Genomic DNA, 12659 nt, shown 5'->3' with positions numbered 1-12659 from the left:
AGGGCACCCGAAACAGGTGCCCAAAGCAGGATCACTTAAGGTCGAAGTAACTGAGGTTCACACCCAGTACGTTTTCAACCTCTGATGGCTTCTCAATCGGGGCGCTGCCTGCTGAGAAGTTTGGCTCAATATAGTGATTAATAAGCTTGCTGGCGTTTTCCTCATAGGCAACTTTAATGGCTTCAGATGAGCTGATGTGTGTCGTTTGCTCATACACTTCGCTTAGCGGCTGGAGTCCAAATCCTTGCTTGAGTGCGAGATCGGTAGAGCGCAATGCACCTTCTACCCAACCCTGGTAGTCAGAAAAGGCTTCACCACAAGTAAATAAGTTTGGCAGGGGCTCGGTGAGTTCAGCCATCACTTGCTTGTCATCAGCACCCACCGCCCATTGGTGTACACCAAAGCCAAATTGTTGACTTGGTGGCACATCAAAACGGACACTGCCTTGCCAGATCCGCGCACTGGTCAGGATTGGTTCTGGCACATAGTGTGTATTGAAAATGTCTTTGAAGAAACGAGTGGCTTGTTCAACCACAGCGGTTGATGCAGGATAGATATCACCCGGGACGTCAGTGACATAGTCGTCCTGATGTGGGTGGTGATAGGTCTCTCCAATATTTTGCAGTGCGCTCCAGAAATTAATGTTCAGGTAGTCACAATATATCGTCAATGCAGCGGGGCGCTCGTATTTTTCACTGCTAATGTGATCCAGTTTAGCCTGGGTGCTTTGTGAAGGTTCGGTTTTACGCTCCTGATACATCAGGGCCGCGACCAACTCTTCATTTACAGCATAAAATGGGTATACCGAACCTGTCGGTAGATCGGCAAAGTTGGGTCCAAATTCGACGGCCGGACGTCCGGTGGTGCCGCGTCCCCACCAGGCAGTGTCGTAATAGAGGTTAATCTTCAACAGTGGCTGGTTTGAGGTGGATTGCAAAGTGTTCCATAATTGTTCTGAGCGCTCTTTATCCAGCGTGTTAAACGCGTTAGAGCGAACAAAAAGCTTCTCAAGTGCTAATCTGGGCAGGGCAAGAATGACTTTTTCGGCAGTGACTTTGCCTTTGTGGCTGCGTCCGCTGTCGTCTGTGTGAAGGTAGTGCAGTTCGTAGTGATTGTTCTCTTCTACAAAAGAGATCTCTTCAATACTGGTTTGCAAGTGAATGTTGTCGGTGCCTATTTTATCGACGAGTGAATTTGGCAGTGTGCTGAATCCGTCTTTAAAGGTTTTAAATTGCACACCTGCCGGAAAATCTTCCAGTAGCTGATAGGCCACCCCGGCATTCATCTGTGACAGAAAAGTGCCATTGAAGCCAAGTACACGGTACAGCATGTTTATGCATTCCTGAGAGTAACCCATGGCCGTGTAAAGGTCCCATAACGTCCATTCATTGAGCGTTTTGCCTTGCCATTGGCATTCCAGTCGGAATGCCTGCCAGAATTCCGGGCCCCTTACTTCTGGGCGGGCCTTAAACTGAGGATTAGCCTGAAGGATTCGGTTGAAGACCACATTGACAATGTCCTTAGGATTAACGCCTTGCTCAGACGGTGCCAGATTGTAAAGTTCAGACCAAATTTGATAGTTATCTTGTGCTGCGGTGTTAACGCTGAAGCTTTTACCGCGGAAAAATAATCGGTTATCGCCGCCGCTGTTCATGGGAAAGGGCACTATCTGATCCTGGAGGTCCAGGTTAAGGAACAGCGCCATCAAGTCATCCATGCCATCGAATAAAAATCGCATGCCACCTTGTTCTTCTTTTACTGTAATCGTGGGGGGCGTATCACTGCGTTGATTTTTGAATTGAATTAAATCTGAATCCAGTCGACCGCCGGTGCGATTAGATCGCTCAAAGATTGCCAGGTTGTCACAGCCTGATTCATTTTGTAGCCGCCATGCACTGTATAATCCGGCCATACCAGCCCCTACAATGGCCACTTTCAGATGCTTAGGGAGGCTTTTGTCGCTGATCTCATTGCCAAAAGAATAATGCGTCATAGTAGTTCCTTAATTCGTTATTTACCGTTTTTTGTCACAAACGACGGCAACAATCTTTACGACGACTTCTGTTCAGTTGTGTGGGCTTGTTATCGCTGTCTTTTGGTGAAGGCCTGACAGGCACGAGTCAAAAATAGAGAGCAGCCTTATTACAATGCTGACACCAAAAAGACATAATCCACATAAAATGTAGCACAGGGGTTAATTTTTATGTGGTTTGTGTCCAAAAAATCACAGTAATTACACTAGGTCGCTGAATATAAAACAGTTAAATTTGTCACCTCACTAGCCCTATCCACTATGTCTGCTTTTAGGGGACTTGAGCCCGTTAAAGAAATATTGCACACTCATGACGGGAACACCGTGCTGTCCGGTGCCAGAACTGTTTTTGCAAGAGAAGGAACGATGCGTTATCTGCTCAACCAGGTTGAAATAGACTTACTTAAAGGCACCGCAACCACACACGAAGCATCGCACGATATTCGTGCTAAGACGTTGGCAGTGCTGAAAATATTGATCCAACATTCAGAACAGGTGGTGACCAAAACACAGCTGCTGGAAACTGTCTGGCAGGGCGTGGTGGTTCAGGAACAAGTGTTGGTTCAGTCTATCCGCGAACTGCGTGAAATTCTGGGCGCAGATTGCATCAAAACACATCCCAGAATTGGTTATCAACTGGCTGTGGCGCCAATTCCCATTCAGGAGTCTAAAGTGACCGACAAGTGGCGTTTTGCTGTGGTGTCAGTCGTGCTTATGCTTATCATCAGCGGGTTGTGGCTAAATGGGATGCGCGCAGTCAATCAGCCTGAGACGCGATATCCAACCATTGCGTTTCTGCCGGTAGAGAATGCCATGCTCGACGATGTGCATGCTGCTGTGCCTTTGCATGGTCTTGCCTATTTAAGTGAACATACTCAGGCAGAAGGGGGGTTGCCCGTCGTTGCGGCAGAGCATGTGTTAACAACATTATCTCACAGCCCCTGGTATTCTAACGATACTGCGAAGATCCGAATATCCCGACGCCAGGATGTGTTGCAACTCCAGGAGCGATTGGGGGCGGATTTACTGGTCGAAACCCGCCTCAGTGGCTTTCCACAAGATATGCAGTTGCAATACACGCTGCACTTTAATCGCGGGGCTGAACAAGGGGTGGTCTTTGCGTCAGAGCCTGAACTGGCCTACCAGGCATTGATAGCACGGCTCACGACGCGATACGGCGAACATGATCAGAGGTTGGACATACAAAGCAATCTGGATTTCAGCAATGAGGCCTTTGCCCGGGGCTTGCAGATGTATTTATTGCGTAAATATCAGGAAGCGATTGCTTTGTTGCGCTCTGCCTTGCGTTACGCTGCTGATCCCTTGACGGTCAGGCGTTACCTTGCCGCAAGTCTGGCAAATAATGGCGACGTAGCGGCAGCGCTGTCCCTGTTGCAGCAAAATATTGTGGCAACCGGCGATGACGTCGTGACTGAGCGAGAGCGCATGCGTGCCAATCTTATGATGGGTTATTTGCTCATTAACTGGCCTCAGCAAACAGATCGTGAGCAGGAACTGATCAGGGCGGAAAAGTATATAGCGACTGCGCGTGAGCAGGCCAGTGATAATTCGGATCATTTGTTTATTGCTTACGCGCTGGAAGAGCTGGGTAAGATAAAACGCATTCAGGGTCGCTATAGCGAGGCTTCTCGTTTATTGCATTCAGCGCTGAGCTATCATCAACGCTTTGATGCGATTTATGGCCAGACCAATGCATTGATTGAGCTGGCCCGGATTGCAACTGAGCAGGGAGAGCATCAGGAAGCAACGCGTTTATTTGCACAGGCACACCAGGTGGCTGAGGCCAGTAACGCCGTTCCTAACCAGATTTGGATCTGGCTGGCACAGGCTGATTTGCTGCGCCAGGCTCGTCAGGTTGAGCAGGCAAATCAGCTTGCATTACGTGCCAAAGCCTTGGCTAAAAATGCAGATGATCCGGTACTGATTGAGCGGGTTGAGGCCTGGTTTGCCAAAGCGCCAATTTACACGGTTAACTAAAGGCACAGTGCCGCGCTTTTACAGGCTGCAATAGTCATCATACCCAGAGGATGGCACGGTATCTTTGTGGCGCACATTCTGTTTGCGTAATTGCTCAACCTGCTTGCCGACCTCATTGACTGCGACAATCTTATCTTTGACGAAGTAAACCCAGTCGACATCTTGATAGTACTGACGCATTTCGTTGGAATTGACGATTTTATTGGGGTCAAACCACTGGTTAAAGTTTATCGACATCGCCACTTCCGGGTATACGTCGCTGCCATGCTCCGCGTACAGTTTGCCGTTAATATAGTATTTCAGCGTATTGTTGCCAACTTGCAACACCAGCGTGTTCCAGCCTTCCAATGGGTTGATGTCGTAGTCATAGGCGTTAACCTTGGTCCAGGGCGTGAGCTGAAACGTCTCCCAGGAGGTTGCGAACAAGGCGTGGCGGTCGGTGCCCCATCCTCCATTTGGCAGGTACTCAAAATCCATTTCACTGTAGTTCTTGTCCATGGGGGCAGCCAGTGGGCTGATCGCATAAAAAGTCTGGATCACCCCGTCACCGTCTGGTCCATATTGGGGTCTATCGGTAAAAAAGACCCGTGCGGCATATGTCCCTTCAAGGTATTTTCGTTTATGGCATACCTGTACATGGCGGGTATTTTCGGCACTGCCATCGGTTTTTGAGGTTAAGCGCATGACCTGGTTATCCGGATTATGTGGATCAGCATGAAAGCTCACCCCTTCATGCCACCAGGTGGCATTTTTTATGCCGGGATGGCCGACATCTGAGCGCAGTTGCCATCCATTATCTTGTGCTTGCTCAAAACGCGTATAAGTGAAATCGTCAAACATGATTTGGACCGGCTGAGCACCCAGAGGTTGGCTGGTACAGGCAATCAGCATACTGGCACCTAAGACTGAAAAAGAAAAAAAGACGGGGTTTTTCATCGCGTATTCCTTGTTGTTATTGGACAGCACCAGCGTTGACCGAAACAACAGGATATACCAGTTAAAAACGCTTAAATTGATAAAAGTGCGCTTATTAAAAAATATTAAATTTTTGATTTTATTAGATTGAATTTAAAAATGAGCCTTAGCTCTTCCTTAAGCAGGCTCATTGGGCTAGTAAGCTGTGTTAATTTTGTACCTCAACTTCCTGACCATCGGTCAGTCGCTCTGCGCCGCGTACCGCAACTCTGTCTCCTGCGATAAGCTGATGGCTTGGCTTAGGGGTAATGGCCACGCGCTGGCCCTGACCCTGGCCGACTGTCACGGGGATTTGTGTTGCCGTGTTACTGGCATCAATTTTGACCACATGAATACCTTGTTTTCGCAAGATCAGTGCATCACGATTAACTAATAATGCCCGGTTACTGGCTGCCAGTGGCACTGATACATCTACCAGTTGTCCGACTGCCCAGTGTTGCTGGTTCTCTGACTCTCCCGGCTGGTCGAGCATTGCACGCACTTCAAAGGTTTGCGAGCGCGGATCGGTGGCAGGGATCACGGCACTGACCTGCGCGGTTGTGGTTTGCGGGGCATCCAGATTGCCGGCACTAACAGGTAAGGATTGGCCTGTGCGCACGTAGCTCAGGTATTTCACGGGCACATACAAGCGCGCTTCAAGCTGGTGGATGTCTACCAGGTTCAGTAATTCATCAGCCCGGCTGACGTCTCGCCCGGCACGATGGTAACGTTTGCTAATGATGCCTGAGAATGGGGCTGTTACCGTTGCCCGGTTGAGTTGATCTTCAATCACCCTGAGCTCAACTTGCGCCAGTGCGATATCTGAGAGCACCAAATCATGGGCATTTTGTACTTTGTCTACCTGACTGGCTGCAGCACTGCTGGTTTTAGCCAGTTCAGTCAGGCGTGCGAGTTCTTGTTTCTGAAATCGTAAATTCACTCGAGCGCGTTTGAGCATCTCTAGCTGGCGTGCTTTTTCAAGCTCAAGTGGCAGGGTATCCATACGCACCAGAACATCACCTTGCGCAACCTCCAAACCGGGCTCTGCAACGTAGTGTAATCGGCCTGACACACCAGCCGTGATGATCATATCACGCTTACCATGTAAGGTTCCATTGACGGCCAGCTGACTGGTAAGCTGGCCCTGAGATACAGGCTCAACTGTCACGGGCTGGGCTGCATTAACCAGCTGACTGAAGCTGACGGCACTGGCTACAAGGGCGGTGACTAAAGCGCGTTTATATTGACTTGCAAACATAGTGGGCTCCTACTGATTCGCGACCAAATTTAACTGAGGTTTGTCGTTATTGTTATTGACCTTGGGGGTTGGTTTCTTATCTGAGCCAAGTTGTAACAGACTGGGCATCAGGACCAGCGTAAACAAGGCACTGATGGCCATGCCACCAACGATAACCGTGGCAAGGCCACGATAAATCTCTGACCCAACGCCGGGCATCAACATCAGTGGTAACATGCCGAATAGACTGGTCAGCGTACTGAGATAGACAGGTCGGGCGCGCATCAGCACTGCCTGCTCGACGGCATCGCGGCGACTCAAGCCCTGCGCTTGTGCATGACGGGTCTGGTCAACCAGCAAAATAGCGTTGTTGACCACCAGGCCGAGCAAGATGATAAAGCCGATCATGGTGAGTAAGTCTAAAGACTGGAAAGCAAACAGGTTGAGCACATAGAGTGCGACAACACCACCGGCAATGGCCAGTGGCATCACGAGCAGCACCAATGCACTGTCCCGGACTGATTTAAATAATGCGGTCATCAATAAAAATAGAATAAACAGAGCGAGGAAAAAGTTGAGGGTCATTTCTTCTATGGCGCTGTTCATTTTTTGGGCATTTCCGCCAAGGATAACACCTGCCGTTTCTGGCAACTGTGCTTTGATTTTGGGCATCACTTGCTCGGTCAGGATAGCCTGTGCTTGTTGCAGGCTCATCTCTGCTGGTGGAGTAACTATGATGCTGACTGTGCGACGGCCATTGATCCTTTGAAGTTGGCTGGGTCCTACAGTACGGGTGACCTGCGCAAGCTCGCCTAGTGTCTGGATCCCGGCATCTGGCGTAAACAAAGGTAAGGCTTTGAGTTCTTCTGGTGTTTGCCACGACTGGCCACGTAAAATAACGTTCATTCGTTCATTACCGTTAAAGTACTCATTGATAAATAGCCCACCGGTAAACGCTTGTACTGCCTGCGAGACATCCTGACGAGTCAGTCCCGCCTGCGTAATTCGACGGTCATTGGGGTGGAGTCTGAGCTCTGGCTCTGCCATATCCAGACGAGGCTGTGGGCGAGCTGTGGCATCAGGCATTGCTGTTTTTACTGCTTGTAGCGCAACTTCTGCCCCGGCAACCAGGTCGTCCATATTTGGCCCGGTGAGTTCAATATTGATATCGCGACCGTCACCGCCATTAGCGATGTTAATCATAGACCCCCTGAAAAAGAACACCTGAGTATCCGGCAGGTCGACAAAGATTTCTTCCCGGGCTACTTGCATCAACTCCTCAACGCGCTGCGGATCTGCGGAGTAAATAAAACCACCGGCATTGGCGCCAAAAATGTAAAAGTTGAAGTCTTTTATTCCAGGTTGTTTGTCGCCATGATAGTAAGGCATCAGTCGTGCTCTGACACGTTTTAGCAGCTCTTCTTCCATGTAGGCCATATTGCCACCTGGCGGCGTGATCAGGTTGAAGAAAAAGCCATCTGTTGGGGCCCGCGGCATAAAGTCGGTTTTTGGTAACATAGTCAATGTGACGAGTACGGAGCCGCCGAGTAAAGCACAAACCCAGCTGAGTTGTTTCAACTTGCTGTTGGTCAGATGCATGATAAGGGCGGTGAGTTTGTGCCAATAGTGTTTGTAAGGGTCGATTTGCGTTTTGCTATCAGGTAAATAACGGTTGGCGACCGGAATAATGGTCAGGGCACATAACAATGAAGCAACAACGGCGATGGAAAGGGTCAATGCCAGATCGGAAAATAACTGCCCTTCAATACCCGCCATGAACAAGATGGGTAGAAAGATGGCGACGCTGGTCGCCGTTGAGGCAAACAGTGCACCGGCAACTTGTCCTGCACCACGCAAAGCCGCCTTATAGTCGTCGAACCCGTTGGACTTTAGACGCGCGATATTCTCCTGCACTATGATGGCTGCATCCAGTACGAGCCCGACAGCAAAGGCCAGACCTGCCAGAGAAATCACATTCAGACTGCGCTCGAACGCATTGAGTGCTAAAAAGGCGACCATTAAAGAGACTGGGATCGTCGCTGCGATGATCAGTGTGGTTTTTATCCCTCTAAAGAACAGCCAGAGAATGGCAAGGGATAACAGTACGCCTAGCCCTAGATTGCTTTTTACCAAGAGTAGCGCATTTCGAATATGGATTGAGGCATCGTAGCTGAGCTCAATCGCAATGCCTGCTTCTGGCAGTGGACCTGCATTTAGTTCGGCTATCGCCTGGTTGATACCGTCAAGTAGGGCCACTGTGTTGGCACCATTAGCCCGGGAGACGGTGATATAATAGGCCGGTTTGCCGTTACGGCCACTCATCGCCCGTCGGTCGGAGTATGTTTCGGCAACGGTGGCGATATCACCCAGGTAAATGGGGCGATCCTGAGAATAGCCAATACGCATTTGCAGCATATCTTGGAGATCGTACTGACCGGTAAAGCGCACTGTATATTGACGTCGCCCAACATCGGCCAGACCCCCTGAGGTATCTCTGGAGCTGGCCAGAGTTTGTCGGATCTGACCTAAAGTGAGCCCCAAAGCAGCCGCTTTATGAGGGTCAAACGTGATACGAAGCTCTTTTGGCCTTTCACTGGCAAGGTTGACTCGGGCAACCCCCGGAATGCTTGCGAGGCGTGGCTCGATGAGCTCTTCAATGGTTTTTTGGTATTGTGCCATATCCAGGTCTAAACCATCACCTTTGAAGTGTAGCGGGGTGACGAGCAAAGAAGCGGCATTTGGTCCGGCAGGACCACCATTACCACCAGCACTGACAACCGGGTCTATGGCATCTAATGGTAGTGGCGGCGCCTGATTTAGGTTGGTTAGTACATCCAGCATTGCTTGCTGCATGTCAGTTCCGACGGCAAAGGTTAAGGAGATAAAGCCGTTGCCGCGATTGATGGTGGTGTTTACCTCCAGCGCGCCTGGCGTATTTTTAACTGCGTTTTCCAGTGGTTCTATGATCACTGATTCGATTTCTTCGGGAGCCGCTTCCCGCCAGCCAGAAAATATGGTTATTTGTGGTTGTTCTATATCCGGCGTAAGTTGGATCGGTAACTTAAAAATACTGAGAATACCAAACAGTATTAGCAGCACCAGGATCACGACGACAGCAGCGGGGTTTTTCAGTGAATTGCGTGTCAGGTTCATAACAACGTCCAAGTGTTGAGCTTCACTGTGCAGTTTAATGAAATGACAAAAAACTGCTAGCGTTAGGTAAGCTGGAGTTTTTGAATTTCACGACAAATAGCAACATATTAGCGGTGGTTGACCAAGCTGTAATACCTTGTAACGATTTCATCGATTTAGACACATTTCAAACCACCACATCCGGGTAGGCTCTGGGTTTTTTTAAACGGAGTTCAGATGAAGCATACTTCGTTCTGTGAGCGTGAAACTGTACTGAATGAGTCATTGATTTCCTAATCCAGATCAGAAAATGTCATGAAAAAATCTGTGAATTGACTACTTTTTGACAATAATTTCCGGTAAGCTTCGCGCGCATTCCTAGGTACAATCCTAATTTAGTATGGGATAGACCGAACGGACCAAGATGAATTGAGCTTAGAAGGAGAGTTGAGATGTTTGTTGCGTTGAAGTGGGATCACCAAATAGGGGCCCATTTTGTTTCCTGGATTGTCGTTGAGTGTTCGGCCGTAAGAGAAAAATTTGGCTTGCCTCAGGCCCTGCCACCGCGTCGTGATGTCGCCTATTTTGTCGACCCTGCCACTGCTGAGGAAGACGCAAAAGCATTCGCTGACTATAAAAACGGTGTAACCGGTATTGAAACCAGTGGCGATTACGCGCCCTATCTGTCTGATCACCATGGTTTCTGCCACTACAGCTGGGATCACACTTATCTGGAAGAGTTGGTCAAACATGCGGTATTGTATTGGGAAGATGGTAAGCACGCCCGGCCAGAGCCGGTACGCGATGATATCGCCTATTTTGCCTGCCCTAAAGACTCAGAGGCAGACAGTCGCTTTTTCGCCCAGTATAAACTACAAACTTCCGCTGAGACACTCGCGAAATCAGCCTAGTGGTGTGGCCCACCTTTGCCGTGGGCCAGATGCTCAGGTTACTGAGCCGCTAAAACGTCAGCCGTGCTATAGGTCGGATAGCCTGAAGGCTTGAATCGATTGAGGTTAGTCAGAAAGCGGCTGTCTTTTACCGGTAAAGTTGCTGAGCCGTAGTCATATTGGTTTAGCTTGTCACGCAAACCCTGATTGTCTATGCCATCTCCCGACATGGTATACCAACTGACGATATTTGGTGTCACAAAGCGGTTGTAACCGTTCTCAGCCACCTCATTCGATTTGGCGAAACGAAATGCATGGGTCAGAATGCCATCTTTGTGGTAGACAATTTTCAGATGGCCGTTTTCGAAAGGTAATTCATTGGCTGGTTTAGTATATAGGTCACCATGGGCGCTGTAGCTGCCATGGGTTACCTGACCATCTTTAGTCCATACCGCTGCATATTCCCAGTCATGGCGGTGCCCACCGCCGAAGTATGGGAATACCTGATCCTTTTTGAAATACATGGCATAGAAGTGACCACAGAAACGCCCCTGGTCGGTTTCTTTACAGGCATGGCGATGAACCGTGTTTGAGGTGTTTAAGAATTGGCTGTCACGGCAATTGCCGCCCAGGCTGCCTGAGGTTTTTAACCCAGCATTTTGCTGTCCGCTGCGGCTGATCCCAGCACTGGGCAAGCACCCGTCACCATCAAAATCAAATACAGGTTCGGTCCCATTGATTGCATAGCCAGAAGGTAAGGCTTGATCGAGTGCCGCAAAGTCATTTGCCAGCGCCCCGCCGCTCAGCAGGCTGGATGTGACCAGAGTGAGTGCACGTAAGTTTAGTGTTGTCATGTTTGTTCCTTACATCATAAATTGTCGTCATTGTGAGACGACAATATGACACAAGGGTAAATGTGATGTGAAGTTTTTTTGTTTTTTAGAGTAAGTTGTCTGTATCCAGCTTTTTGGCAAAATCTGCCTGAACGATTTCCAGTGCGGCGAGTACCTGCTCTGCCGGGACATTATTTTCTTCCAGCAACATGATCAGATCGACGGCCAGTTTAATGTGCTCAGGTGCGTGTTCTAAGGTGTTTTGGGTCATGGCTGAAATTGTTTCTTTTTCGAAATTTGTGAAAGCGCATAATCAACGGCGTCCTTAACGCGTGCTTCCATCTCGGTTCTTTCGTCTGTCGGCAGATAAAATTCCATGTCTACATCGAAGCGAATATAGCGGGCAGGTAACCGGTTTAACGCGGTACAACACAGGTCAGCCATGACATCTTCATCATACTTGTGGTCAAGGCCGCGTTCCTCAATATTTTCGAGCACAATTTTTTCGTAATAATTGTGCAAATCATCATGAAGTTTCATTGTCATGCTCCATTTTGAAGTTATTGTAATTGTACAACATAAACCACCTCAGTGGTTAATGCTAGCGGCAATTTTTAACGGCTGGTGCATAAGCATATGGGGTGTTATGTTTGGGACTGGGAGGCTACAAAACGTTCTGGCCAGACCTGCTGCAATGCGATAAAGAGCTGCATATGCACATCGACCAAACGGCTAACCGCACGTTGATAACCGCCGCCAAGTGCTGCCATCAAAGGAATCCCCAGCTGCCTGGCATGGCGTAGTACTTGAGTATCCCTTGCCAGCACGCCGTCAAGGCTAACCGCTAAGTGCCCAAGTTCATCCAAGCGATATATATCTGCCCCAGCATTGTAAAGGATGATGTCTGGCTGATGGAGTCGGGTGCAAAGCGACAGGGCGTCGTTGAGTGTTGCCAGATAGATGGCATCTGAGCAATCCACAGGCAAGGCAAAGTCGTAGTCGGATTGACGTTTCAGCTTGGGAAAGTTCTGCTCACAATGCAGCGAGCACGTGATTATTTGTGTATCGTTAGCAAGAATCTCAGCACTGCCGTCACCCTGGTGTACATCGCAATCCAGCACTAACACTGTATCGACCTGTCCGGTTTGAATGAGATATTTGGCAGCAATCGCCAAATCGTTGAAAATACAAAAACCGGCAGCCCGGTCGCTAAAAGCATGATGATAACCACCGCTCAGGTTGGCTGCAAAGCCATCGCGGAGTGCTTGTTGAGCAGCTTCTAATGCTGCTCCCACAGAGCGTAAAGTGCGTTCCACTAATTGCTCTGACCAGGGAAACCCCATTCGTTTGACTGCGCCGTCGGGTAAGGTACCACTGAGAAACGCTGTGACATACTCGGGGTCATGACATAACGTGATTTGTGCAGGTGAGGCGACTAAGTTAGGTTGTGTCAGCCAGCTAGCACAAGGAGTTTGTAACAGTTGTTGATAGAGCAGGCGATATTTCTCAATCGGAAACCTGTGCTTTGGGGGCAATGAGAGCGCACTGTAGCTGGGGTGATAAAACAACATAACGGCACCACC

10 protein-coding genes are annotated in these 12659 nt (G+C 49.1%); 2 read left to right on the top strand and 8 right to left on the bottom strand.

What is annotated here, in order from left to right:
* Positions 1-31: 31 nt before the first annotated feature.
* Entirely contained in the window at positions 32-1993 is a 1962-nt protein-coding gene (locus tag MHN31_RS02885) for an FAD-dependent L-amino acid oxidase (protein ID WP_239443401.1), read from the bottom strand.
* A 405-nt stretch (positions 1994-2398) separates the two neighbouring features.
* On the opposite strand from MHN31_RS02885, the gene MHN31_RS02880 reads away from it, so the two are divergent.
* Positions 2399-4030: a winged helix-turn-helix domain-containing protein gene (locus tag MHN31_RS02880; protein WP_239443400.1), complete on the top strand. Its 1632-nt coding sequence runs from the start codon at positions 2399-2401 to the stop codon at positions 4028-4030.
* An 18-nt stretch (positions 4031-4048) separates the two neighbouring features.
* Here the strand turns inward: MHN31_RS02880 and MHN31_RS02875 are convergent, their stop codons facing one another.
* The 3 genes from MHN31_RS02875 to MHN31_RS02865 all read right to left on the bottom strand — a co-directional run bounded on the left by MHN31_RS02875 (position 4049) and on the right by MHN31_RS02865 (position 9374).
* Positions 4049-4966, bottom strand: coding sequence for a glycoside hydrolase family 16 protein (locus tag MHN31_RS02875; RefSeq protein WP_125559975.1), 918 nt, complete (start codon positions 4964-4966; stop codon positions 4049-4051).
* Between the two features lie 187 nt (positions 4967-5153).
* A complete protein-coding gene (locus tag MHN31_RS02870) occupies positions 5154-6242 on the bottom strand; it encodes an efflux RND transporter periplasmic adaptor subunit (RefSeq protein WP_239443399.1) in 1089 nt (362 codons plus the stop codon).
* Positions 6243-6251: 9 nt separating this feature from the next.
* Positions 6252-9374, bottom strand: coding sequence for an efflux RND transporter permease subunit (locus MHN31_RS02865; protein WP_239443398.1), 3123 nt, complete (start codon positions 9372-9374; stop codon positions 6252-6254).
* A 431-nt stretch (positions 9375-9805) separates the two neighbouring features.
* On the opposite strand from MHN31_RS02865, the gene MHN31_RS02860 reads away from it, so the two are divergent.
* Positions 9806-10264, top strand: coding sequence for a hypothetical protein (locus MHN31_RS02860; RefSeq protein WP_125559981.1), 459 nt, complete (start codon positions 9806-9808; stop codon positions 10262-10264).
* 38 nt (positions 10265-10302) lie between these two features.
* Here MHN31_RS02860 and MHN31_RS02855 read toward each other — a convergent pair whose 3' ends face one another.
* The 4 genes from MHN31_RS02855 to MHN31_RS02840 form a co-directional block, all read right to left on the bottom strand.
* Complete coding sequence (locus MHN31_RS02855; protein ID WP_239443397.1) at positions 10303-11097, bottom strand: NPP1 family protein; 795 nt, start codon at positions 11095-11097, stop codon at positions 10303-10305.
* A gap of 85 nt (positions 11098-11182) precedes the next feature.
* Positions 11183-11347 carry a YbaM family protein gene (locus tag MHN31_RS02850; RefSeq protein ID WP_010382528.1) on the bottom strand — a complete coding sequence of 55 codons (165 nt, stop codon included), beginning with the start codon at positions 11345-11347 and terminating at the stop codon, positions 11183-11185.
* Positions 11344-11616: a late competence development ComFB family protein gene (locus tag MHN31_RS02845; RefSeq protein WP_125559987.1), complete on the bottom strand. Its 273-nt coding sequence runs from the start codon at positions 11614-11616 to the stop codon at positions 11344-11346. Before MHN31_RS02845 ends, MHN31_RS02850 begins: the two co-directional genes overlap by 4 nt.
* A gap of 104 nt (positions 11617-11720) precedes the next feature.
* Positions 11721-12647, bottom strand: a complete 927-nt coding sequence (locus MHN31_RS02840) for a histone deacetylase (protein ID WP_138537625.1) — start codon at positions 12645-12647, stop codon at positions 11721-11723.
* Between the last annotated feature and the right edge of the window lie 12 nt (positions 12648-12659).

Source organism: Pseudoalteromonas sp. McH1-42, assembly GCF_022347845.1.
GTDB classification, from domain to species: domain Bacteria; phylum Pseudomonadota; class Gammaproteobacteria; order Enterobacterales; family Alteromonadaceae; genus Pseudoalteromonas; species Pseudoalteromonas rubra_D.
The sequence above is the reverse complement of the archived record's forward strand: the minus strand, read 5'-3'. Positions and strand labels throughout refer to the sequence as shown.